At 46.4% G+C, this 26980-nt stretch carries 18 protein-coding genes; all 18 read right to left on the minus strand.

Annotated elements, in window-relative coordinates; translation table 11 throughout:
• Positions 1-568: 568 nt before the first annotated feature.
• The 18 genes from BMY62_RS01440 to dacB all read right to left on the minus strand — a co-directional run bounded on the left by BMY62_RS01440 (position 569) and on the right by dacB (position 26978).
• Complete coding sequence (locus BMY62_RS01440) at positions 569-3205, minus strand: hypothetical protein (RefSeq protein ID WP_090655515.1); 2637 nt, start codon at positions 3203-3205, stop codon at positions 569-571.
• Positions 3202-4545 (minus strand): ATP-binding protein, encoded by a 1344-nt coding sequence (locus tag BMY62_RS01445; RefSeq protein WP_218142911.1) that lies wholly within the window; start codon positions 4543-4545, stop codon positions 3202-3204. Before BMY62_RS01445 ends, BMY62_RS01440 begins: the two co-directional genes overlap by 4 nt.
• Before the next feature lie 20 nt (positions 4546-4565).
• Positions 4566-9506, minus strand: a complete 4941-nt coding sequence (locus BMY62_RS01450) for a contractile injection system tape measure protein (RefSeq protein WP_090655520.1) — start codon at positions 9504-9506, stop codon at positions 4566-4568.
• Complete coding sequence (locus tag BMY62_RS01455; protein WP_090655523.1) at positions 9487-12624, minus strand: baseplate J/gp47 family protein; 3138 nt, start codon at positions 12622-12624, stop codon at positions 9487-9489. The genes BMY62_RS01450 and BMY62_RS01455 overlap by 20 nt, the downstream gene beginning before the upstream one ends.
• Entirely contained in the window at positions 12611-12946 is a 336-nt protein-coding gene (locus BMY62_RS01460) for a hypothetical protein (protein WP_090655525.1), read from the minus strand. Before BMY62_RS01460 ends, BMY62_RS01455 begins: the two co-directional genes overlap by 14 nt.
• Before the next feature lie 13 nt (positions 12947-12959).
• The gene (locus BMY62_RS01465) at positions 12960-13778 is read right to left on the minus strand and encodes a hypothetical protein (protein WP_090655528.1); all 819 of its coding nucleotides are present in this window, start codon (positions 13776-13778) and stop codon (positions 12960-12962) included.
• On the minus strand, positions 13750-17652 hold the full coding sequence (locus tag BMY62_RS01470; protein ID WP_090655531.1) for a baseplate J/gp47 family protein: 3903 nt from the start codon (positions 17650-17652) through the stop codon (positions 13750-13752). The genes BMY62_RS01465 and BMY62_RS01470 overlap by 29 nt, the downstream gene beginning before the upstream one ends.
• 126 nt (positions 17653-17778) lie before the next feature.
• Entirely contained in the window at positions 17779-18201 is a 423-nt protein-coding gene (locus BMY62_RS01475) for a GPW/gp25 family protein (RefSeq protein ID WP_090655800.1), read from the minus strand.
• A 77-nt stretch (positions 18202-18278) separates the two neighbouring features.
• Positions 18279-18578 carry a PAAR domain-containing protein gene (locus tag BMY62_RS01480; protein WP_090655533.1) on the minus strand — a complete coding sequence of 100 codons (300 nt, stop codon included), beginning with the start codon at positions 18576-18578 and terminating at the stop codon, positions 18279-18281.
• Between the two features lie 24 nt (positions 18579-18602).
• Entirely contained in the window at positions 18603-20393 is a 1791-nt protein-coding gene (gene vgrG, locus BMY62_RS01485; protein ID WP_090655535.1) for a type VI secretion system tip protein VgrG, read from the minus strand.
• Positions 20394-20401: 8 nt separating this feature from the next.
• Entirely contained in the window at positions 20402-21091 is a 690-nt protein-coding gene (locus tag BMY62_RS01490) for a CIS tube protein (RefSeq protein WP_090655538.1), read from the minus strand.
• Positions 21092-21256, minus strand: a complete 165-nt coding sequence (locus BMY62_RS16060) for a DUF5908 family protein (protein WP_177170258.1) — start codon at positions 21254-21256, stop codon at positions 21092-21094.
• Between the two features lie 14 nt (positions 21257-21270).
• Positions 21271-21738 carry a phage tail protein gene (locus BMY62_RS01495; RefSeq protein ID WP_090655541.1) on the minus strand — a complete coding sequence of 156 codons (468 nt, stop codon included), beginning with the start codon at positions 21736-21738 and terminating at the stop codon, positions 21271-21273.
• Positions 21739-21793: 55 nt separating this feature from the next.
• On the minus strand, positions 21794-22210 hold the full coding sequence (locus BMY62_RS01500; RefSeq protein ID WP_218142912.1) for a phage tail protein: 417 nt from the start codon (positions 22208-22210) through the stop codon (positions 21794-21796).
• Positions 22211-22322: 112 nt separating this feature from the next.
• The gene (locus tag BMY62_RS01505; RefSeq protein ID WP_090655546.1) at positions 22323-23825 is read right to left on the minus strand and encodes a phage tail sheath family protein; all 1503 of its coding nucleotides are present in this window, start codon (positions 23823-23825) and stop codon (positions 22323-22325) included.
• A 113-nt stretch (positions 23826-23938) separates the two neighbouring features.
• Complete coding sequence (locus tag BMY62_RS01510; RefSeq protein ID WP_090655549.1) at positions 23939-24799, minus strand: hypothetical protein; 861 nt, start codon at positions 24797-24799, stop codon at positions 23939-23941.
• Positions 24800-24883: 84 nt separating this feature from the next.
• Positions 24884-25468, minus strand: a complete 585-nt coding sequence (locus BMY62_RS01515; protein WP_090655552.1) for a Pvc16 family protein — start codon at positions 25466-25468, stop codon at positions 24884-24886.
• A 34-nt stretch (positions 25469-25502) separates the two neighbouring features.
• Positions 25503-26978 carry a D-alanyl-D-alanine carboxypeptidase/D-alanyl-D-alanine endopeptidase gene (gene dacB / locus BMY62_RS01520; RefSeq protein ID WP_256207384.1) on the minus strand — a complete coding sequence of 492 codons (1476 nt, stop codon included), beginning with the start codon at positions 26976-26978 and terminating at the stop codon, positions 25503-25505.
• Between the last annotated feature and the right edge of the window lie 2 nt (positions 26979-26980).

Here is a 26980-nt window from a genome sequence, read left to right on the forward strand (position 1 = left end):
ACTGAAGGTTGCGTCGGCAGCTTAAACTTAAACTGCAGGCAGAATGCCTCTGTTGATCATCAATGTCAGAGGGCAGAAAAGATTCAATAAGGCTCGTCCATCGCAACGATCTCTGTGGTATTCATGGACAAACGTCATGGTACGCTTGATGATCATCAGTCAGCTATTCAACGGATTAATGGCTGAGCAGTATAGATGGCAACACGCGTTTCGATACTACTCTGGTTCACCCGAGATACATAACATTCATCGTCTACAGCTGATAAGTAAGTGTATGTGAAGATAAAACAGTTGGTAGACTCAAATTGAACACCCTCCAAGTATAAACCACATTTTACTTAGAAACTTCAGTGCATACTTTGAACCCGGGTCAGTATCAATTTCATCGGTAGATCCAGTTCCCTGCCCTCCCTTTATGTCATACTGTTCCTGACGATAATCGATTATGCACCTTTAAATCTGACACTAATGGTAAAGCTTTACATGAACGTTAGATCGTAATACAACCAGACCAGTTATTAATAATGTGGAACGTCCTGTTGATATCTATTCAATCCGCGATTTCAAATTATACCGCTACTCTGCGTATCGGCCTGGAGGGTTTCTTGGCGGCTGATTGCTGCCTTCTATAAACAATAATACTGAGCAACACACCAAGCAATACCACAGTGATCAATGGAATGTTGCCTTTTGCAAGCGTTTCGAGATTGGGATCGAACAGTAACAGCAGTAACGCAATAGCCAAAGCTGGGATCATTGTTATGAACAGGCTGATAATAAAAATCTTTTTGTGCCTTCCGTGAAAACGGCAAGAGTTCAGATAACTGATCAGCAATATAAGCGACAACACGCCCAGCACAACCAGAGCCACCCAAAAAAAACTCCGGTTTTCACAGACAAACCGGTCAAGTGCGGTGTCTGGCTGACCGTTACGGTCGGGATGTTGAAAATGCCGGACCAGGCAACTGCTGATACCCTTTATCTCCTCGCACCGACCAGTCATTTCCGTTTTCAGCACCGGCTCATTCAGCGGTAACGGCCAGAAACCCACGCCACCAAAATTATCCTTGAAATAAACAATATCATCTTCCAGCTGCTCCCAGTTTCGGCCGTCAAATTCGATAACCGGAATGATATTGCGCAAAAACAGGCCACGTAAAATACCATACAACCCGCTATTTTCAATATCTAGCCTCAGTGCTTTCTTGGCCTTTGTCGTCGGTTCTTCAAGCAGCACCAGAATTTTGGCATTCAGATCGTCGCGGATATCAACCTGCTGATACGAGCTGGCGGCATCATTGGCTTGAATGCCCGAAATACGCTCAAGCAGATTAAAATACTGATAAAACCCATCTCCCAGTTCGGACTGCGACACCATAATATTGACAAAATAATCATCCCCCGTTGCCTGTAACCGTTTTGTCAACGCATCGTAAAAACTGTTAAACAGGCCGATCGACACGGCATCGCTCGGGAACCCTCTAAAATCGAGCGTGACGCCATCACCTTGCGTTGCCAGGTGAACTGCGCCAAATGTCAGTCTGGCATATAGATCATTCAACGGTTGCGTGAGTAATTGATAAATGTCATCAGCAAGTGTGGCAAAGATATTCGCCTTTTGGTTTGAGTCGAGTGACTGCCATTCTTTTGCCCAGTATGACTGGTCTTTGTATATAACCCAGTCAACTTTACTGTTGTGTCGGCGGGTTGTCTGGATAAATGAGTTTTTATCAAGAAACTGTTTCAGGTCGAATGTATTATTATCATCATTGACATGGTTGATCGCCCCGCCGGCATCAAAAGACAATCCATGATAAGCCACCCGTGACAAAACACTGAAATTGACTATTTGCTGGGTATCATTTGCCAGCCAGTAAGGATAAAGACCGTAAACCGTGCCGGACAGTTCGTCCAGCACACATCCACAGCCATCGCCGTCCCAATTCAATGTAACGGAAGCATCAAAAACCGGTCTTTTTTTATATAACAAAGCAACTGCCGGACGCACAACATGTTCATAAAGACTGCTGATAAATTCATCGACATCGCGCTTCTCTGCTTCGTTGCATGTTCCGGATCGCTCACGTAACGCATTTATTAATTTCAGATGTTTGCGAATCTCTGGCATTCCATGGTACATCTGATTGTTGAGCAGATCGGTTTCCAGTGCCAAAAACGCTTCATCGCTGATTTTGATGCCCAGCGTGTACTGGTTATGCAACAGTGCTTCCTGACAGACTCCAATACCCGCAAAAATTTTAGCCTGCGCCGCTTTGTCAAAAAGTTCCGGGCGTGGATAAGCTGTACCGGCAAATTCGTTTTCAAGCAATTCAGCAAGAACGGGATTCAGGGAAGCCATGAAAGGATCGCCGATCATTGCCTGGTCAAGAAATTTTATAAAATCCTGTGTAATCACCAGCGTTCTGTTGCGGTAGTAACGTTTTACCAATGGGGACAACCGCTGAAACAAATCAGGATAGGCTGCAAGTACGTCAGAAACAGCCGCTTCAAGTAATGCATAATTCTCGTACTGTTTGTTTTCCAGCTTGAGCAGCGCAGCCATTATCTGTTCCTTGCTCTGCAACAGCACGAAATCATCGGCTGTTAGCTGATAATAGTACATGGGCGATGCAGAATAATCGGGATTGACCCCGATAGAAAATGGTTCACTTAATGATCGATAACGATATACAAGGTCCAGCAATGCCTGGTGGGAACCCTGTCGCCTGATGTAATAATCCAGATCTCTTTGATATCCGGGCAGTCTGTCGTTCCAGTCTGCGAACTCAGTACTCAGGAGAATCGCCGTTTCTTGCGGAAACAAATTGGCAAATTCAGCAATGGTTTCAAGCCGGGCAATCAGTTCATCGGCGTAATTGCCGATCGGTTCAATTTTGAAATCGTAGGCAAACCGTTGCAGCCAGAATAATGTCACCGGACCCAGGAGGCCGTCTGTCAGCGGCTGGTTACTTAACTGGACATCTCTTTTCCAGTTCAGGTCCTGTTGATAAATAACAGCGAGGTTCTGTTGCATGCTAACAATGACGGAACGCTCGAGCTGGTTGAATCTGGATCGATCCAGCAGCCGATCGAAGTGCTGATCGCGATCCAGCACATAGGGTACATCATAAGCGTAAAGCGTGACGCTGCTGCCGGTTATCAACAGTAACCAGAAAAGCAAGATTCTGAAGAATTGCAATCTCATTGCGTCCTTCCTTCTTTTAACAGTTCTTTTCTGACGCCATTTATCAGATCATCATGGAAAATTGTTTCCCGGTTCATTCGTACCGCCTGAATTGCGGCGTACCGTACCGCATTGGTAATACCTCCCCCGGAAAGTATGTATTTATCCGCCAGTTCATTTAAATCAACGTTTTCCGATAAGCGGCTGTTCCCTGTGAACATACCCTGCCACAATCGCAGGCGCTGTTCTCCATCCGGCAACGCAAAATGAACAGAAGTCTGGAAACGGCGCGCAAAGGCCTCGTCCATATTCGTTTTTTGATTGGTCGCCAGTATCACAATGCCCGGATAATCTTCTATACGCTGTAACAGATAGGCGATTTCCTGATTGGCATAACGGTCGTTCGCGTTACTGGTTTGCGTCCGCTTTCCAAACAGCGCATCTGCCTCGTCAAAAAAAAGAATCCAGCGCTTGTTACCTGCCTGGTCAAATACATTCGCCAGATTTTTCTCTGTCTCGCCGATATACTTGGATACGACCATTGACAGATCGATCCGGTACACATCAATATCTGCCGCTTTACCGATAAGTGTTGCAGTCAGCGTTTTTCCGGTTCCCGGCGGACCGTAAAACAATACGCGATAACCGGGCTTGATATTTCTCCCGAGGTCCCACTGCTGCAATATCTTTGCTGAATGCTGCAGCCAGGCGTTAATATTTTCGATTTCATCCATCACTTCTGTACTTAAAACCAGATCCTGCCAGGTCAATGAGGTGGTAATCAATTTCGCCGGAAAATGCATTGTATAATCGGGCTTCTGATTTTTTCCGGTTGTCATGCGCCCAAGGTATTCAGCCGTGATCGTTAGCGCTGCACTTAAAAAAGGCTCTCCATTCGCCACCTGGGCAATTTTGATAATTCCCTTTTTTGACAAACTGTGATCGGCCTGAAACAGTTGCAATACATCAAACCGCGTTGAAAGATCCTCGCCAGCAAGTAGAAAGACCGCGGTTTCACACGTTGGGAGAAAGCCACTGTGAAATTTGCCGCGCCACCCCCCAAATTCTGTAAACCCGCGCGCAAGATCCTGGTTGCTCATCATAAAAAAATCCAGTGCCTGCGGCTGCAGATGCGGCAGCAAAGCCAGAATCACAATCAGTCGTTCTTCGAAACCCATACCGGTTTCCCGAATAATTTGCGCAAACTCGGACTGATCTGCCGACAAGTCAGGGGCGCTGATCGCGTATATTTCATCGATGTCGGTTTCACGACCGAAATAAAGATCGAAGCGTGCTTTAACTACGGCTTTGAACCACTTAACCTCCCTTTCTAGCGATTCAGCGTTTAACTTATTCGACATTGACAAAGACGTTTCCATGCTTATCGCCAGGCAACCTGAATCGCCCGTGTCATCCATTTGTACTTAATAACCGAGAAACTCCATGGTAATTGATCAAGCAGCATATCAAAAGGCCCGGGCTCAATCGTCAGGGACCACATATCCTCCTGCAGCACTAATCGCCCTCTTCGCTGCAAAAAAGTCTCTCGTAAACCGCTCATCGAAGTTTTGCCCAGTATCTTCCAGTTCTGGATAATACCGTTCAGCAGACTTTCTGCTGTTTCCAGTTCCTGTGCGTTCAACTGAATGTCACGGCTGACAGGCATGACCACAGGCAGGCCGCATAAAATCTTGTTCAGAACCAGTTGATATTCAGGAGGCTGCGATGCCTCATTAACTATAAACTGCAACAGATGAACGGCGCGCTCTATTGCCGGCTTATTAATTAGCCCATCGTTGTCAAGCCATTCCAGTCTTCCAAAAAGATGCGGCAGATAAGGTGCCGCCAGCACAAGTCCGGCATTTTGAATAAAGTATTCATCGCCGCACTCATCTGTTAATTTACCAATGTTCGAATCCAACACAGCAAGTCGCTTGACTTGAATATCCTGAGCGAAGTTTGTTGACAAACGAGGTGAATTTTCGGGTTTCTTGATTTGATTGCCCGAAACGCCGCTGTACTGAATCAAAACACCCTGTAATAAATGCTGAAGTACACTTGTGTGCTGTATTTGTCTTACCGCATTTTTCTGTTCATGTCCCTGCTGCTCGATTAACAGCGCCTGATTCCATATTCGTGCCAGTCCCAACGCATCTTCGTCGCCAGCCAGATCCTGTAACAATGCATATACAAACTCAAAAGTGACCGCCGTTTCTTCAACCGTTTCATCTGATTTACCGACACGCGAAATTGCGGATAATGCCTTCAGCCCGCTTTCCCATATTTGCCGCCTCCATGCATCAGACCCTGGCTGTTTAATATTTTTCGTATATTGTCGGAGAAATTCCGCATGCGATAGCCAGTCAGCCAGAATAAAGACTGATTGCGGCAAGACGGTATATGCGATATCGATCAGGATAGATTCAGGCAGCTTTTCAATTAGCTTTTGACGCGACACTGCATTGTGCACCAATGCCAGTAACTGTTTGCGCAGTGCCAGTGTTTCATCGGCTTTACTTAAACCTATGAATTGCCCGGTATACTGTTCCGTTCCAGCGATGCCAACTTGTTGAAGTGCCAAACGAATCCGTTGATTGATTGGTTCGATGAAATGTTCTTTCGCAGTTGTAGATACCGCCTCGGCTGATATGACACTGTTTGTCGTTTCGGACTGTGCGACAACGGCTTCCAGATCGACCGTATCGTCAAATAACAGTTTTTTAAGTATCAGCTGAAAATAAACAGCGCTGTTTCCAGATTCGGGCAAATGCGATTCGATTGCATTAATGAACAGTCGGCGGTCTTCATCTTTCAATTCAGAATTGCATTCCAGCAACTCCTGCACCAGAACTCTGGCCCTGGTCTCCGTTAATGCGGCAATCACGAGCCGGCCGTCTTCCAGAGAAGATTTTAAGCGCCGCTTCAAGGTACGGGAATCGGTCGTCTGCAATTGCTGAACCAGATCCATCTGTTCATCTGCCGAGAAGTTTCGCTGTGCTGATGATCGAAGCGTGGAAATAGCATCCAGCACGAAGTTATAAAGCACATTCGTTGCATACGCATACCGCTCATCCTGCAGTTTTTTTAACGCATCACTCCAGGAACACAAAATGGTTACTGCATCCTGGCCTTGCGACTGACCCAGCGCCAGCGCCCGAAAAAAAAGATTCGTATTAAAATTGCTATGTAACGACATGTCCGCCAGACAACGTAACGCGTGATTCCATAGCTGATTCAGCCGCGCTGCATTCGTTCTGTAATGTACGTTTTCATCATACCGCAGCAGCGTATCGGCGTGACGAATCAGTTGCGCAAGGATGAAAGCAGCCCGGGGTGACAATACATAGCTGATGTCCAGAAGCGTAGATTGGGGTAAACAGGCAATCAGCCTTTGCCGCTCATCCTGTTCGAGCAATAAATCGACCAGCTGCTGTCTGGCGTATGCGATCTGGTTTACCTCAAACCGATCAAAATCCAGCCTTGTAATTCCGGCTTGCCGCAGCGTTATCAGCAGACGGCACAACAGGGTCTCTTCGAACGGCTTTTGTATAAACAATTTACCTTCAGCCGGTGTATTTGGAATATTCGGCTGAATTACCGGTTCTTTTTCGGCATCGGTAGAAACCAGAGCTTCCAGGTCGATATTTTCATCACACACAAGCTTTTTCAGAACCTGGCAATAATAACCGGCACTGTTATCGATATGCCGCGCATGGCTATCGATAGCTTCGACGAAGGCAAGACGGTCCGCACGTGCAGATCCCGGATACAGATCCAGTATCCCGTGTATCATCGATTTAAGTTCGCCTTCAGGTACTGTTCCTGTATGTAAACGGCCGCATTCAAACAATGTTCTAAGCCGCTGCAGTTGCCGCGTATAATCATCTTTAAGATGCACCGCGATCTGGTGCATTTCCTCAATTACCGTGATTGCCGGCCGCTCTGCCGATGCAACGAACAGAATATCAATCAGGCTGTTATCAAGACTCATTTCTGCAATACGTTCGCCTTGCTGTTCTCGTTGACGGCGCAATCCGTTTCGCCAGAACGCCAATATCGCTGCACCGTTACAATCCTGCGACATTCCCCTTGTCATTGCCAGACAGAAGTCTACAGCGTCAAAATCGCTGTCCGGAAAATCAAGGTCCTGTGTAAGCAGCATAAAATTCAGGACATTGTCGAACAATCGCCGTCTCCAGGCTGAAATATCAGCATCCCGAGGATTAACGGTCGATTGATAAAGCGTATCGGCGCAGGTCAGTGTCTGTGTCAGGATTTGTGCGGCGTACGGCGATATTCTGTAAACCATGTCAATCAGAGCAGGCTCAGGCAGCTCAGCAGCTATTCGGGCACGAGTCAACTGATCGGAAAGCAGTGTCAGCATCCATTTCCGGTTTGCCAACACATCAGTGGAACGGAATTGCGCAACAGACAGATCCTTTTCGACGATTGTTGCGGACTCCAGGACTGAAACAATTCCACTGGTAACGTGATCACCTGTATCACCTGTCCAACTGGAATTGACTGGGTCTATATCTGCTGATGTTGACACATGCTTGTCAGCACCCGTTGAAGTTTGCGCCTGTCTCGACTGCAGTTTATCGTGCAGATGGTGTACCGCCGGACCGTCTGGCAAAAAATGTTTTTCAAATGCCGGATATGCCATGGCGTCAGCAACGATAATCTGCAGAATACGTAAAGAATATGTGTCTTCGCTGGATTGGGTCGGCTCCAGCGCCTGATACCAGGATTGCAGGATTGTTGTATTGTCTGGCCCGTCATACAAACACTGCGTCAATGCGCGCGCAATACCAGCCGCAGCCAGCGTATCTGTTGAAGTGCCTGCCGAAGACACCGTGGCTACAAAACGCAGCACACTCTTCCAAAAGCAGTTTATCCAGTCGTCAAACGAAACAGAGATGCTGTGCCTTTGACATTGAGCATATCGATAAAACCGTTCAGCTTTGAGAACAAACTGCCCAACGATAAATGCAATTAGCGGTGACTGCGCAAATAATATATCCATCAGGGCTGTCTGAGGCAGTCTGGCTATTATCTGATCACGAGCCTTGGTATCCTGCAAAATGGCCTGCAGTCGTTGTTGCAGGCCCAACATATCCAGCGGTTGTTCAATTGTCGAATCACTAAACGGTGCGCTTATGCCGGCATGCTGCATCGCTGTGAAAATACGACGATATAACCATCTTGACAGTGACAGGCTTTCGGCGACTGATTTATCTTTTTCGTTGCCAGGCCCGGATACTTCATCCTGGCCATTGCCTGTTTGTGTTGCTTCGATCTGTTCGAATGGAGTCAAATGTTCAATTGTCACACGTTGTATTGCAGACGGGCAGTCCTCCTGGAAATCGTGATCTGCAGCTTTCAACAGAATCTTCGACAGCTGCTCGAAATCGCCATGAACGCGTGCGGTCTCGATCAGTCTGTCTAGCAGCTGGCCTTCTTCTTCGTGTAACACTGGTACAACGATCATTTTCAGATATTGCCGAATCAACCGCGAGAAACGCGCGGATCGAGGCAGAGGCGACTGACATGTAACATCATCAATGATCCACGCCCACAATACCGTCATTAATTTGTTGTATCGCTCAGCGGGTAATGCTGATGTAGACAGCATCGTTTGGAGCGATTCAATCAGACCGAGCAGCAGCCTGTTATGTTGCGGGTCGATTTGATGCAACACAGACCCGAGCATTCCCGGGGAAAACTGCTGAACCATTCGCCATATAAACAATATGCGATCTTGCTGTGGCATTTGCATCAGCATCTCTCGCAATGCGCTCGTTGATAAAGCTTCTTTCAGCACGCGTTCCATGCTTTTTTCATGCCAATGAACATCGGTAGCATCGACATACCAGGGAAGACTTCCGGTCAGCATAAATTGTTTCAATTCCTCAAAGCCAGACTGGAACAAACTGACAGGCACCACATTTTCTGATTTATCTGATACTGATGTGGTGGGTGTGTGCAAAAAAGGTAGCGTCACTAAGTGATGATGACTGGATTCCCTGGCCTGTTTCAGCTGCAGACCGAATTGTTCCTGAAGTCTTTGTACAGTCTGGTCTGAAAAATTGGTTTCGGAAACAATCCCGAGGTCAAGTGTCACCTGATTAATTCGCAATACCTTGTCTGCCTCATCATACTCGTTCAATACGACTTCCATGGCCGGCAATAGTGTACTCACGATCCAGTCGCTCAATTGCGATTCATGTTCAGGCTCTACGGTATCGGCAACAAACGAAAAGTCGAAAATAACCTGTTCAATAACATGTACTGAAGTATTGTCATAACCAATAGTCGCCATCTTTTTCCTGTTTGTATTTCAGTAGAAAAGCAATCAACGAATCCGATGCCTGGTTGAGCCTGGAAAGAATTTCGTCATCCTGGTCACGACTATACTGCTGCAGACATTGCAGCCAGATTTTGTAACGTTCCTCGAAACTCCGCATGTTCAGAAAATTTAACCAGTAAAAATCTGCAAAGACATGTGCAGGTAAATTTTGTTGTATGATTTCCTCGGCAAAACACCTGAATGCGGTATCAGAAAAACATGCTGTCCAGGATGGCAAAACAACGCTGACACGACAATTAAAGAAAGTGGCATCGACACCCGGTCGGGTGAATGATTGATTCTCGCGCGGGCGCAGCAGTATGTGTTCGATGATATGAAAATTTTCGCACTGCCGATTCAGTACCCGCATGGTGTTGCAAAACCGGTGCGCATAAATCACTGCTTCTTCAAAAGAAGGTTCCTTGGTCAATATCCAAAGACGGGCATCGTGACCGGATTTGAAACACACAGCCGTCCTGCCCTGTTCCAGTCGAAGCAGCCGGTAATTTTCCAGTTGTATGCCCTCTTTGAAAATTGAATAACTGAAAATGGGCAACTGTGACGGCAGTGTCGTACCGGATAATTTTTCAGGATTATCGTTTGTCTTATCGGGAACGACCTCGCTTTGTCCGGTATCGCTTACCGATTTGATTTTGTCAGCCATAATTTGATCGGCTACGAGGCGACTCTTTCTATCAACCAGAATATCGGACACCCATGCTGGACTCTTGGCAAGCTGCAGTCCTAACAGCAAGCCAATTTTTACATGCAAAGCGGATGATTTTTCCAACACCTCGGTTGTGTAGTCCTTTGAATCGGAGTGTGAATAATCAAATCCGACGCATCTGTCTTTACTGATAAAGGCTATCGATTTCAGATAGCTTATTTTCAACTCAAGAATCCAGCTAAATGAATCCTCCCGACGGTAATAATTGAAACGAAGCAACTGCTGGTGTTCATAGACTTCACCATAAAGTGCCAGCAGAATATCGAGTATGCGGTTTTTGCGTTCGATGGGGTCATCATATTGACTTTGAATATCATTAATGATCGTCGATAGAGACACGTCGCCGGTGACTGTTTTCCCGGTGTAAAGCGGTTCGATATCAGGCACTTTGCTGTTGTCAAGAAACTGGGGAAAATAAGTCTTCGGGACACGCTGGTCGGGAGAAAACAAAACCGGGATCTGCTGCAGACCCTCCAGGTAATTTGCCATGAGCTGTTCGAACGGAAACAGATAGGCTTTAAGTTGTTTGGCTTTTGCATGAACGTCCGCCGGTTGCGAACGTGGCACGCCTTCTTTGTTAATTCCGTAAATGGCCGGAAACTGATGCTGTATCGAATAATAATGGCTGAGTGGCCTTGACCGGCCATTTGGCTGTGGAACAAATTGCTTAACAGATTGAGCGTTGCGCCTGAATGCTTGGTATTCAAAGACCAGTTTTTTCAACTCTCGCTGAAACTCATCGAAAAAAACTGTATCTTTCCAGTGAACGGCAGTATTGAATGTGCTCGCCGACGCTAATTGACCGGCAGTCTCATCGTGCGGCAGCGCGAGATTCATGATCTGATTGTTGACGTTTGCATGGGAATAATACAGAACCGGAAAAACATGTTGCGACAGCTGGTCATTCAGATCTGTGAGCTGGTTCCCGGCTTCATCTGACAGGCCAAGATTGCGGATTTGTACAACACCGCTAATTTCACGAATACATGTCATCAAATCAACTACTGTGATGATATTGCGAGGTATTGTCATTGACGCATCACGGATATATCCGTGATGCGTCAATGGTCCGGAAAAAATTGATTCATAATGTTCATTACTGGTTAACACATCACCGTAATGTTCGATCTGTATATTCGATGAAATGTAACGCGAACATCTGAAAAAAATTTCAGCATAAATTTTAGCCGGATGTTGCTGTGGATGGACTTCGATTTCTCCCGTTAAAAAAAACGGTTTTGTTTCGACCATCCGGATTGTATGTATGTCCTCACAAAGGCTGCGTTGCGCGCAATACACTGCGTGTATCTTTTTCATCACACCCGCTTCAAAAAAACCCTTGATGTCGTTCTGCACTTTTTTAAGGCAATTCGTCACATCGCACAGGATACGTTCTGTTTCAGCAAGCGTAACAGTCAGCCGTGGCAACACGTTTTGCATTACGGAAATCAAATCGTCCGGTTTATTGAGCGGCATATCCAGTATCGCATAGATCTGCTCATATTCCAGGCGCGGCAACGGCGCTTCGAAATACTTTTGAAGCGCTGACAGTTGCAAATCAAGCTGTTTGATGCCTTCCGGACTGAAGACCTGTCTGTACAAGAGTCCGTGAACCAAGCCGAGTTCCTCATGAATAACCAGGCAACTGGTCAGTTGCGTTTCCAGTCGCAGCAATAATTCACCGGATTGAACAAGATAACCCTTGATTGACTCACTCTGACCGCGATGGAATGTATCACCGGTACGACTCAGCCGCTTACACAACCGCTTCAACAGGTTTAACCTTGTCTGCAGGCCTATGCCGATCTGGTTAGTCAGGCTGTGCCAGTGCATTACGCTGACCTTCAGCCGAGTAATCTGTTCTATGATCGGCTCAAGCTTCTTTAATGTTTGTTGAACAACACCTTCGCTCCTGACCTGCAATATGGCAGGATCAATTTTCACATATACAGTATAGAGTCCTGTCAGTCCGGATATCGGTTCTTGTTCGTATTGTGCAGGTTTAAACCAGATGCGGTCGATTTCGGGTACCGCGTCATACAAGACCTTTTCAAAATCATTTTCGGTTACAGCTGAACTGGGAAAGATCTCATACGGCGGAAAAAGTGACTGCCGTACATAATCAATCGAACCGTCACGGCCTGTCAGATAGTCCGCGACAGGAAATTCAGAACGGTAGGATAAATCGGTCAGCGCATAACACAGCTGTTCCAGAATAGTAACGCCCGGATCGTGAAGATTATAATCGGTCCAGTTGTCGCCACATAAATTCTGAATAATTGTAAGCGCGTCTTTTCTGAGCGTTTCAAAATCAAGCGCATCCGGATCGCTTTGATTACGATTAATCTGCTCAGCGGTCTGCATAGCTATGTGAAACAGAGCCCGCTTCTTTATTGAGTCTTCTAAGCTGGTGTTCCATTTCCGTATTCAGTTTGTCCAGCAGCTGGTGAACGTGTTCGTAAGGCAGTTTTCCAAGCGCTTTGATCGTCAAGAGCATCTCCTGCTCGGTGAACATAAACGGTTTTTGCACTGTTTTATCGGTAGCCTCCGCGAATTGATGATGCGCCTGCTGATTCAGTTTGCCGATTAGTTCGAAAACCGTTTTGAACGGATATTCTGCCAATGCCGTCAGTATCAGATTACCTTCATCCAACGTGATTTTTACCGACACAATCCGTTCTGTCATCTTCCTGATCATACTATCGTTTTTTTCTCGATGTCGATACAGGTAATGTTTCGGGTTTCACTTCACTTTCGAACATTGCTGTATCTTCCCAAAGTCGGGTTAAATGATATCTGACCCAAATACCGTTGCCATAGGAAATACCTGTGCGCAATTGCAAAACGAATTCAAAGTTGTCACTTTCAGTAGAAACAGGTTCCCAACGCAGTTCCAGTTGATTGCATTTGGCGCCGTAATGCGCCTGATGATAACTGATATGATTTTTGGCATGGTACGTACTCAGCGCAAATGCGTGCATCAGGGCGTATTTTCCATCTGCATCACGACCACCGACGCCCGCAACAACCTCAAATGCCTGACAGCCTGTCAGCACACCGCTGATATCGTACCATTCACCGTCAGCAGGCACCGCAAATTCGTCCTTTTTCCCTGCTCTGCCGTGAGCAGCAACTGTACCGGCCACGTCCAGTTCATATCGAGGACGCTCTGTATTAATGCCGACGCCTACGCGAACCGCCTCGGAGTTTTCTTCCGTTTCTCCAATGCTGCGCAACGTCAGCACATTTGGGTTGAACTGATTGCCAATCCTGAGATTGGATGTTGCTTTATCCAGTCCCACAAACCATAACGGACTGAGCGTCTCCATTTTCTGATAGAAACTCATTAATTTTCCGTCTCCAAGCTGAAAAATTCTCAACCCGTCCTTGACCGTTTTATCAAAACCGTCATCAATTAAATTGAGTGTCGAATCAATCAAGTCGGCAAACGCAGTCTCTGAAGGCATGCTGCCGTTCTTGAATTTGGCTTCAAGTGTTTTTCTGTTTTGTTTTGCCATCTCTGTTCAGAACAATGAATGTACTGCCGATTTCCAGTTCACCAATACCGGTAACCTCCGGCTCTATAGCCACAAAGCTGTCATCGACTTCGATATAGTGCTGTCGCATCGGCTCGGCAATACTCCAGGGATATTTCGGCACAATCCCTTCAGACGTATCCTGCGGCGCAGGCATTGCCGCACTATCGAACAAATCAAATAATGCATCGCCATCAGGTGTAATCCGTAACATGGAAAAATTCGTAACCCGGTCAATGTATTCAAGCTGCTGTATATAAGACTGCATATCATTCTTGCCGATACACCACCCAAAATGCTTGGTATATCCGACTGTATCATGCCATGGAGATATATAATCAGAAATTGCTTCATTCAGTTTTGCAAGATGCAGACCACTTGCGTGACCGTCTCTGAATTTGACCGTACACCGGACCTGTATGGTTTCGTATACAGGATTGACATAATGGATACTGGCAAATGGCGGCACATACTGCTGAATAAACCGCTTCATCTCATTTACCCGGTGACCGCTCAGCCATAACTGCCTGCCATAATGCGCCTGTTTGACCGAAAAAGGTAGCGCTACAATCGTCAGGTGACCCGCTTTCAGACAGGGTCGGATTTGACGATATCGGGAATCGTATTCAGGCATCAAGTTAGCAAAACATTTTACTTTGAAAATCTGTGGAAAATTCGCCAGTATCAGTTGTTCATAATCTTTTGGCAGCAACGCACGGTTCTTGTGACGCAACCGTTCACTCAGGCGTGTACGCATATCAGTTTTACTTTCTGCCGAGCGTCCGTTAACTGAAGATTGCAGCTGCCAGACACGTTCAAGCCCGGGAATAGACTGTTTAGTCTGTTGAATGCTGTCGACTGGCAGCGGACTGAACGTCATGATTTCCCGGGAACCAGCGGAATCAACCTGCCGGTTTACCTGGATTGCCTGCGCATGTATCGAATACAGGCTGCAGAATTTTTCCAGATCGTGATCCGCTGAAACGCGTAACCAGCACACGCCGGCTGGCAGAACAGTATTGTTCGTATTGATCTCTGCCGGCACATTTAAGGTAACGATACCGGAGGTCATAAATCCGAAAGTCGTGTCCGAAACAACGTCCCGGACCGTTAACGGGATCCATTGATTTGAAGACAGAGCGTACCATTGCAGCTGTCCGATTGAATTGTTTCCTGACGGTAACGAGTTTTCACGCAAATGAAAATAAAGCGTCAGCAGGCCGCCCTGCTCAAATGCGTCCAATCCGATTAACAGGTTACCGGAATAGACATACTGCGGTAACAGTGAGACAAATTGCATCGGTATAGCGCCTGAATCCTCCCAGCCCAACGGATGCAGATGAATCAGCTTATCCTGGTGCACCGGCAAGGCACCGTCATCCGGATTGTCAATGGTCAGCCGCGTTGTCGCCTTATAGTTGACCAGTATGGATGTAATTACAGGCGTATAAGGTGCATTAGGTTCTTTTTTAAGCAGTTTGGGAACGCGCTGCCGAGTGTTGTGTGTCAATACACGTGCCAGCACCTGCGGGTATTTCTTATGACCGAAAGCATCGGCTGGTGAAACCAGCGTAAATTTAAAAAATCCTTTTTTACTGGAAGGTGTATAACTGAACTGGGTTAACACCTGGCGGTATTCCATAGGGCTCCAGTAAGGTATCAGCGAATCACAGACAATCTGTTTGGAATCATCCAGCGCATTTGATGCCTGACGCGCTTCCTGAGCCCTGAAAAGCGTATCGGTAATAACAGGAACGCTGTTACCCGGAAGCCATTGGCTATCAGTCAAGACAGTCATACCTACCAGAAAATCAGTATGCTTGTCAGGCCCGTCATAGCCTTGATAATATGATTCAAACCCGCCGATCCCGGCAGGTAGTCCTCCCCATTTGAATTCGATGTTGAAATGTGTCAACTGCTTGACAGAGGCCTCGGCACAACCAACCAGCCAGTAAGAACCGACCTCCGGCAACGGACCAAATGGATTAAAAGATGCCTGTGCTGACAACTGACCAAGCTGATTGTGCAATATCAGGGTACGGTGGCCACTGACCGATACATCAATGTCTATCCAGTCTACCGACAGCTTGTTAAGGATACTATAGGGATACAGATAACCTCGCGGATTGAGCAGCAGTCTGATCACAGGCAGCTCCGTGCCATAATTCTCGCCATGTACCACTGAAGAATAAGGCGACACGGCCGGCATATCCGCTGTCAGCGTGAAAATAATCCGCAGACTGTTTTCATTCATTGTACTGTCAACGCCTGAATAGACCGGGATATATTCGTCAACCGGCAACCAGCCTTCCTCACCGGATAAAGTAATGACAAAAAGATTTCCAAATACTTTAAAAAAAATATCCTGCACTTCTGCGTCGCTGTAATCCGTATCGACCTCTTTGGAACCCGGTGATTTCAACGTCTTTGCAATATTGTCGATCCAGTGCCTGAGTGTATTCTGTTTCATTCCGGCATCCGGTTCGGTGAAATTAAACGTGATGCAAACCGTTCTTTTTCCTTCCTTAAGCAACAGCGTTTTACTTGCAAGTGCACAGCCGATACGCGCATGTGTTGCAGAAAAAGTTTCTGTTTCAGTTATTTTGGATGCGCCCAATATAGGGTAAGCAAGTTTATCGCCGAGCGATATGGCTGTTTCTTCACAGCTTGCAGGAATTGCATTCAGCCAGCATGCCGTTGCCAGTTGTCTGGTTTTTTGTTTGCGCTCATGGGGTAAAACAACGACTTCCTGCAGAACATTCTCGGGTGAACTAAGTAAGTCGCGCTCGAAAAACAAAGTATGAATAGCGTTGACTCGGGCACCGTGAATGCGGACATCATGATTGCTGATGTACTGTATTTGCCGTTTATCCTGGTCAAGACCAGCGAGAAAAACAGTATCTTTGGGAATCAATACTGTATGTTTGGGGCTATTCAAACGGGCGACGACGTAGGTGTGATCTGGCACAAACGGATGTGTCTGTGCGCCAAGGATCTGCTCATAGTAAAAATCGATAAAGTTTGATGTAAACCGGTTGATTTTTTTTTGCAATCTTTGAAATAACTGCAAAAATGTTATCAGCAGACCTGCAGCCGGGTCGTGACACTGGCTGTGCAACGAAACTGACAGCAAAGCGGCCGCCCTATCCTGAACCATTTCTATGGCTTTCACTATTGAAAAGAAACCTGAACGCAGACGGACTGGTATTGACGATTCATCAATCATATAGTTCGAATCCGAACTATAATGATCGGCATCTGAAATATTCATCAGGTTGATCAAATCACTGGAGAAGTATTGATCAAGTGGTTCTTCGGGCAATGAATAAGCAGTATGCCGTATCAATAATTGCAAGTCATTTTTGAGCCCGGCGACTATTCCTTCAACCAGTTGATACAGTTCATGACCGATACGGCTGTGCGCCGATTTGAGTGATACCAGCCAACGATCCAGCAATCCTGTGGCGTAGTAAGCCATTATAAACTGATACCGATATGCTACAGGCAATGCCGTATAAATCGAATTTATCGCATGATTCTGCATCATTTTGGCTGGAAGCTGATTCGGTCTGTACATTGACCCCAGCCTGGTCGTATCGATTGACAGAATTATCGCAATAATCACAGTCTCATCGGCTGTGAAAAAAGTTTTCCAATTGCCGTCCGATTCATTATTCAAATGATAAAATTTCATCATTTCGGCGTAATCGACAGCCATAGCCAGCAACGCATGAAAACGCAAATCAAATAGCTGGAAATAATCCTGGTCCAGCGCCTGCAACAGACGGCAGGATTGACTTGTCCCGTCCCGGATACGCAGACGAATGTCGGCCACCAGATCAGAACAATATCTCATTGATACAATGAACCACGTGTTTTCGGATTGAAAATACCGGACCAGGACAGGCCGCTAAGCACAAGATACGGCCAGTGGGCATATTGGTCGATTGCCAATTGGTCAATAACGCCTGTAACCTTGTACCTAGATGCGTACATTGGTACCTTCGGTAAAATAGAACGGATACACAATATTGTGTCGGTTATTGGTTGATCGAACGATATAGGTTATATGAATTTGAATCAGACCATTTGCGCGATCGTTCTCGTTTTCACTATCCACGTCTATTCGCTCAACAATGACACGTGGTTCAAAAAATAAAATCGCTCTTCTGACAAGGTCGGTTATCACGGTGACCTCCGTTTCGTCGATTTCCTCAAACACATGTGCTTTTAACCCGCACCCGTAAGTAGGCTGCATGATACGTTCGCCTGGATGCGTTGATAATAAAATATACAGGCTTTCACGAATGTCCTCTTCTGCAGACACCCGTTTGACTCTACCATTGATATTGAACTGTGGAGGAAAAGCCCATCCTGTACCTAGAAAGGATTTGTCTGTCGCCATGTTTGTTCTCGCTGCATTACGCTGTTCAGGCACCAACAAGCCTGAGCAATGATGTTGTATCGCGTTAATCCGGCAAGCTAACCGCCTATCATTACGGTTGGCAGGCCTGATACGATACTGCCTCCATGGGCTGTCGTGTCCCCCATCCTGGCAGCAGGTCTGCCGCTGATCATTACGGTCGCTGATCCTTTGACTATACTATCCGGCGGACCAACGCAAACACACATATCGCCCGTCACTGCCGCCGGCAAATTGCCAATCAATACATTTGCAACACAAGGGCCACTGATCGGCCCGCCCACATGCGGAATGGGCGGCAAACCCGGTGTTTGCATCGGACAGGTATGCATATCAGTAATTCTTGCAGCCGGTGGCATTTCAGTTGACCTTGATATTCTGTTTCAGTTAATCATTACCATGGCACCCTTAACTGTCGTCTGACCACTTGCCGATAATTCTGCCGTTGCATTGCCTTTAGCAACAAGACCGACATTGGCCTGATGGTTAATGTTAAGCCCTGTGTTGTTTATATCTGCCTGAGCAGTCACTTCGACATTGTTGACGGCATCAATAGTTACCTTGCCTTTCGCGCTGATTTTTATGTCTTTGGGACTGTCGAGAGTGATACCGCCGGTACTCAACTCCACTTTGTTACTGTTCTGGTCCTGCAGCAGTATTGATTTCTGTTCATCACTGATCACTATCTGGTTATTATTCGGTGTAATCAGCGTAATAATTTTCTTTTCTTCATCAAACTCGATTTTTAGCTTGCTGCGTGTGACAACTGCCTTAATATTGTTTTCCGCTGTTACCTCATAGGGCGGTTTTCGATTGCTGCTGTACATGCTGCCTAGAATAACCGGATACGCCGGGTCATTGTTCAGGTAACCGAGTATGACCTCATCGCCAATCTCGGGTATAAAGAAAGCGCCAAAACCAGTGGAGCTGTAGTAACCAGCCAATCGTGCCCACACACCTTCATTCTCTGCCTGCATTACCGGTATCGATACCTGTATTCTGTATTGACCTTCCGGATCGGCATCCAGCTTTTTCACAACACCTATCTGCAAACCGCGAACACCCGGCACAAGCCCGGCGGCCATTGGGGCTTCGACAGAATATTGCTCGGTAAACCATTTTTCCGAAAGACCAAACTGTATTTCACTGACCCAGTTTCCACTGACAATCCTGTGCCTGACCTGTGTCACAAGCACATTGCCGTTAAACCGGTCATTTATGCCCTTGATTTCGATCAGTGCGCCGATCTTTGCTTTGGAACTACCCTGAAATGAGGCACTGCCGCGAATTCTGGCAAGTCCGGATTTGATCTGCTGACCATTGACCCAGTCTGAAAGCGCAGTATTGTCGAGCGGTGTATCAGTCTGTAAACGGAAATACTCCGGTCCGACAATTTTGGCCAGTTCTGCACTGTCGATATTTCCCTGGCTGTTCAGGCTGACCGGGCCGGACTGTGCTTCCGTAACTGCCTGCGTAGCAGGATCCCACGCTGTCGCTTTAACCGTACCGTACTGCGCAAAGGCATCGAGGTCGGCATCAAATGCCATCAAATCGACTCCATAAGTCAGTGTCAACTGGGCTTCCCCTGTTACCTGTGGTGCTTTGACACTGATGGTACCTGCATCGACTGTCACCAGACAGCCGTTTACTTCCGCCCGTGTCAGTAAAAAATCCCAGTCAGTACAGTAAAACTGAACCACTTCCTTGAACTGTGTGCTGGTTGCGGAAACATCTGCCGACACATCTTGATGACCATTAATCATCTGTGTCATGATATCGCTGTCTTTGGCATTGACATAGTTAGCATTTTTGCGACCAATTGTCATCGCCACGGCCTGATCCTTACAGTATACGATCAGTCGAGAATAGTTATCGCCATCGATTTTGATACTGTGCCTGATGACAATACCTTTAAAGATTCTGGTTTCCTTGTTGTCATAGCCGCATGCCAGTTCAACGACAGCACCTGGTTTGAATACGTCCTGGCTGCTGACCGGAAATTCATTATTGGGCATGTCTCCATCGAGAATCACAATTCTGGCCGTTGGGATTTTATTAACGCAATACTCAATTTCTACCGAAACAATCTGGATTGCATCTGCAACCGCTTTCCCGTTGCTGGTCAGCGATAGAGAAACTATACCCGTACTATCTTTCAATGGGGAATCGGCCATGGCAGGTTTTAATTGAGTGGCGGAAACCGTAACAGCGTTCCCGGCTTCAGGTCTCGAAAATGAGTCAGATTATTGACACGCGCAACTTCCGGATAATAAGCACTGTTCTGATAAATCCGATAACAGAGCAGTGGCAGCGTATCACCTGCCTTGACTTCTACCTGGTGCGTCAGGTCCGGTGACTGATTATCAGCTTCCTTGGCAATTTCCTCACTGCTTTGATATTCGATAAACGTCAATGTCACTTTGGCGCGCAGCGGAACGCCACTGGGTTTGAAAAGCGTATAATCAAACTTCAGAGATTCTACCCGGCCGTAAAACAGAAAACTGCCCCATTTCAACTGAACAATCGGTGCTTCGTGTTTGCTGCCGTCATAAGTATAGATCACATTACGTAACAGCTCTATCTGGTTTTTAACTGAAACAGGCTGGTTATCCGACGACCTGATGACACCGGTACCATCAAATATCAATTCCCTTAGAACAATTTTTTCCGGATGACTGACATCATATTTCGTTTCAGTTCCTGGCTGACCCAGTACCTTGTTCTTTGCGTATCTCAGACTTAAAACATGTTCATATCCGGACGGATTGATCATTGCTTCAAACTTTTTTTTGGAGCTGTCAACACTGATCCTACCATCTGAACTGACTATACAGCGCGATATCGTCAACAGCGCTTTTTTCTGATTCGCCATTTAACGCTCCTCTCTTTCGCGCATGATATCCTGGACCAAATGACGGCATTCAGCCATCAATTCTTCCTTTAATGCGCTGCGCTCCTCGTCAATATCCTGTGGTTCGTCTACAGTACGTTGCACGATATTCGATTTAATAAGTAATTGTTTGATTTCTATCGGCATCTTTATGGCTCGCGTCAGACGATTCGTTTTAAGAAATTATAATTCAGTACTATCTTTTCGATAGCCACCTCGTTTTTAGTTGAACCAAAATTTTCAATTTCCCATTTCACGGGAAAAGCTGAATCAAAAAGCCAGCCGCGTATTGGTGTTTTATTCTCGTTCATTAAAAATACACGGACAGCCTGCGTTTCAATTGCCGACACAAAATCACCCTCCAAAACAGCGATACACCATTTCACCAGTGGCGAATCTTTTGGCGCAATGCCACGCTTTAATTCCAGGCTGGGATGTTTGATTCCTTTCGGCAATTGATAGGCAAAGCGGTTTTCACCGCCTTCGACTACTGTTTCCAAATCTATTTCTGTAGTTATGCCGGACACCTCCTGAAACGAAGTATCTGCGTTCTCATGCGTGCCACCGAACATAACTTTGAAATAAAAAGCAGAAGGCGGATAAATTGTATTCGAAGATGCATCCTGCATTTTTCAGCTCATCCGCCTTGCCAGGCGTAAAACAGGTAAGCGTGCTGTTGATTGATCAGCCATTGGCAATTGTCAGTCCTTCATGAACAATCTCAATGGTTTCAATCGCCACTTCGTTACCTTCCGATTTCAGATCAGTGCCTGTGATTTTGGTAGGCCAGGCATTTGTCAATGTCCACACCATTGTAGCGTTGCCACCCTCATCCAGCAGACTGATGGTTATCGGTAGCCGTTTGATGGTATTCATTTTAATCTGCGTAAACCAGTCCCAGAACTTATTATCACCCTTGAATACACCTTTCTTCATGGTGATATTGCCAACTTTTTTCATACCGGGCATTTTAATAACTGAAAATTCTGGACTGTCGCCATGCCGGTATTTGATTTCCTCGGATTGAATATCAAGACCGCTGACTTCCTGAAATGACATGACCTGCGAATCCCACTTAACCTGAAAATAAAATTTTGGCATGGGCCAAACTGATGTTGACTGACTTGATCCATCATCTGCCATAGTTCACCTCTGTCTTTAAAATTTAAAATAAAGTACGCTGCTATTTAATCAATTTGTGTAAATACGCCTATCATGATTTCTGCATTTGCTGCTGGAACGTAATCTCGATAAACTCAGCCGGACGACTCAAAGCAACCAGCACTGTAACGCGCAGAATACCGTCGAGTATATCCTGCGGCGTCATGGTTTCTCCAAGCCCAACATAAACACCGAATGCGTCTTCGGGTGTTGCGCCGGCCAACCCGCCGCGTTTCCAGATACTGATCAAAAAATTGTTAACCATGCTCTTGATCGTTACCCATGTATTGGAAACATTTGGCTCGAACACATAAGCCTTGGTGGCCAGTTTGATCGATTCTTCCAGCATGATCATGGTCCTGCGCACATTGATATAACGCCAATCCAGGCTATTGCCATCCAGTGTCCGCGCTCCCCAAACCAGTGTTCCTTCACCGATAAACGAGCGAATGGCATTGATCGATTTACCAGCCGTGGTAACGTTCAAATCTTCCTGCTCGTCATGAGTAATCTCCACCGATGGTGAAACCACGCTGTTAATACTGACATTCGCCGGTGCCTTCCAGACGCCGCGGGAATTGTCTACCATTGAATAAATACCCGCCATGGCAGCTGCAGGGGGCAGCAAATTCAAACGGCTTCTGACAGCCTGCAGAATTTTTCCGTATATTGGACTAACAACATTCAGGGTTTTGTGTAATTCAGGATCGTCTGCAGTCGATATTTTTTTGATTTCCGCCTTGATTTCGTCTTTTTTTGCATCGATCAACTGGCTATTGTCAACTTCAGCATCCAAAAGCTCTTTTAGCGTATCCGGGTTGGCAATATTGGTAAAACTTAATTCACCCGGTTGGACAATTGACGTGTTCAGCCAGGGATAGTAAGCTGCGGCAAAATCCAGAAAACTGGTCCCGAGCTTATTACGAAAATTATCGATACAGTTGCCGTCAGGATCCTGTTGATCCTTGAAACCGTTGTAGACATCAAGTATTGCGAATCGATTCTTCATCGCGTACCCGCAGTGCTTAAGCACCGCCTGTTGCAAAGCTATACAGTCATCTTCCTTGTTGATAGACATGGCGTCCGGAATGACCACCATGGTTGGTTCCTGCTCTTTCAGCAGCACCTTGATGCCGCCTTCAAGCCTGGCCTTATCGATGGCACCTTCACCATACTTGCCAACTGAAATGACATAGCAAGCCCCACCGCCATTTTGAAAGAAAAGTATCATGCTGTAGTACAGCAAAAACCTTTGTTTCTGATGCACCAGATAATATTCTTTTTCATTACTGGAAAAATCCGCCTCTGCCGATGTTTCATCCTCGGGTTTTTCTTCCTGAATTTCGAACTGTGATTTGGGTGCACCGCCGAAATAACTGATGAACTCCGACATCGAAGAAATACGCCATGCTTTGTTCAACAACGATTTTCCCTGATTGTCAGCACGTTCCGTATACCCGATAAAAGCAGGCACCGCAGTCGCAACCTCCACTACGGAATTAGGAAACGCATTCTTTTCAACAATGTAAACACCAGGTGTCTTGTACTGCCCCATGATTTGCTCCTCTAGTTTGGATAATTGCGCCTTTGTCTATGCCTTAAACTGGTTTGCCTGAACTAACTTCAAAAAATTACTTGCTGTCGAGAATTTAGCCTTTTCAAGCTTTTTTAATGTACATAAATTTCTGAAATATGATGCATTTTGCCGTTCACCAAGTCGCCATGCAAATGATTGACTGAAGCATTCGGCAATCTATTAATCAGTACCTTGTCCCCTCGATTCTGAGTCTCTCTTAGCTGCAACCGCTGTTGCGGCAGTTCGTGCATCTGTATTGCCTGTGTTGATTGCAGCATTCTGGCCGGGCGATTACCGGGCAAGACGGTTTTTCCGATTTCCTCAAACATTAATTTACTGTCCAGATCCCGAATGTACAGACCGCGCCGGGACAGGTCTCCCATCAGATAATATTTCCAGAGTGTCTTGTTGCTCGCAAACAAAATAACAAAATTACGCACGGCCTCGGAGTCCTGGCCCGGTGCTGATAATAGGCTTTCGTTGTGCATGGCAAACTGAACGATGAAGCATGGGGGCACGTGATAGTCTCGCGACTCAAGGCATTGCCTGATCCGCTCTGAACCCGAATCTTCATAATCACGTTCGGACACAAAGCGTTCACGATGCAGCAGCTGTTTACCATCCGCTTTTATAGCGGGCTGGTGATTGTCAAAAAACAATAACGCGTTCGAGGATGGTCTGGCGGGTGCTGTATACCAAAAAAACCTTGGATCTCGCGAAAACACCTTGAAGGTAAATAACAATTCGTCTTCAGCGTACAAACGCAGGCGATCTATGTTGTCCGTTTCAAAAAAAACAGAAAGACGATTGGCAGCTGTTTTTAGCAGAAACCCGGGGCGATTGAGAAGGTGAACCGTTTTCACCGTTGGAACAAAATTAAGTGACTTGCAGACATGATCGGTGAAATACATATGCTCTACAGAAACATTAAAAAGCAACTGGTAGGCATTCATCGGTTTGATTCACGCTCCATTGTAACTTTGGCTCATCCTCTGAGATCATTTTGGCAACACTGTAAATCCAAATGTTGTCAGCTGTCAATTACTACCCACGGGCGGAACCGTAGGTTTTGAAACAGTCACAACCGGCTGACGGCCGATAATGTCTTCCGAATCGAATGTAACCATGCGCACGCGGTACAGTATTGAAGGCATGTATTTCCCGCCTAAAGCACTCCATAAATTGCTCTGGTCCTGTACTGATAAATTTTCGATATCCAATACCAGTTTCTCGATTCGTTTATCCATCTCTGGTACCGTATGATGGCTAAACATCGGGTTTCGCTGAAAAAAACTGATCGTACTGGATAAAAACTTTAAAGCCTCGGCGTAATTGTTGCCGGTAAAGTTTGCAGTCATCATGACATACAGATTGAAATGCAGTGCGGTGTTGCGTTGGAGGGCCCTTTCGCCAAACCCCTGGCTTCCCCCCAGTGAGGCCGACACAGCATCTTTTTCAATATTAGTTAAGAAAATTACAAGTTTGTTATGTGTATTTGGCACAACGCTGCCATCCATTTCCAACAGATTGGAAACAATCGCCACATCTTCATTAACTGCGTAGGTTCGTTTCAAATGCTGATTGAGTTGTCCCGCCAGCAATTGTATTGCCAGGTTAATCATTTAATTTCCTTATTTGACGGTATCTTGACACATGCTACCGGTCATAAATCCACTGCAGCAGTGCATCCATTGCATCGCGGGAATGTACAGCTTGCGGGTGATTAACAAAAATGACGACAACGATACGCTGTCCGGATTGATCAAGCATATAACCGGCCAGTGCCCTGACGTTATTTAGTGTCCCGGTTTTCATATGTGCAAGACCACTGACCGCCGTACCGGTAAGCCGGCCTCTCATGGTACCGTCAACCGCTGCAATCGGTAAAGATGCAATAAATTCAGGCATCACCGGACTGTTAAAGGCCGTTAGCAGTAATTTTCCCATGTGCCTTGCACTGATACGTTCTATTCGCGATAAACCCGAACCGTTTTCGATAACCAGTTCGGGGAAAAACAGCTGTTTGGAAGCCAGCCACCGTTTCAGGGCATGCTCGGATTTGTCGAGTGTAGCCGGGGAACGTGTGCGATTTGTCGAGCCGGCCGTTCCAAGTGTCAAAAATAACTGGCGTGCAGCAATATTGTTACTGAATTTGTTAATGCCGCGTATTACCTCAGCCAGTGGTGGTGAGTAATAGGTCTTGATATGCAACAAACCTGCAGGCGCTTCTGCCGTAATGACATCGCCATCAAAAACACCGCCCTGCTGCGACCAGAATCGCTTGAACAAATCCCGTGTGTATGTTGCGCTGTCGTGCAGGCCCAGCATGATAGACTGCCTGCCACAGCGCGCGGAAAAACTGCCATTTAGAATTACCTGCAGCGAATTGTTGATTGTTTCACCATGCTGTATTTCAACGTCAAGATAATTGCGCCAACCGCCCCCACATGCTTTGTCGGTGAGCTTCAAATTGTTCACAACGTGCAACGAATCGGGTATCGGATCGGCAACCACTCTGATTCCTTTCTTTTCGACATCTGGCATGAGATGAAGCGCCGTGGAACGATAATTGACCAATAGCGCTTCGGGCAGAATGTTATATGTTCGGTAGGGCTCACCGTCAAACGCGCCGGGATCGCTTTGTGGAATATCGTAATAGCTATGATCCAGAATCAGATTGCCAGTAATCTGTGCCAACCCAGTCTGGCGCAGGCGGTGAATCAACAGCCAGAAATGTTCCAGATCCAGCTTTGGATCGCCATACCCCTTAATAACCAGATCGCCATGCAGGGTGCCATCGGATATTTTGCCGTGCGCAGACAAAACCGTTTGCCAGGCATATGCGGGCCCGAGAATTTCGAGTCCGGCATAAGTCGTCATCAGTTTCATAACAGACGCAGGATTCATGGCGGCATCAGCATTCAATGCCAGAACGGGGTGCGGCGCTCCAATTTTATGCACATAAATGCCGACAGCTGATAGCGGGATACCGGCTTTGTCCAGTTTTTGCTGGATTGTTGCAGGAAGTTGATCAATCGCTGCGGAATCAGCTTTTTGTTCGGCGACCAGCGATAACGGCATACAGACCAGCAACAAGAATCCCGTCAGTATGCCCAATTGCATGTATTTCATGG

It is taken from the genome of Nitrosomonas marina, assembly GCF_900111605.1.
In the GTDB taxonomy this organism is placed as follows: domain Bacteria; phylum Pseudomonadota; class Gammaproteobacteria; order Burkholderiales; family Nitrosomonadaceae; genus Nitrosomonas; species Nitrosomonas marina_A.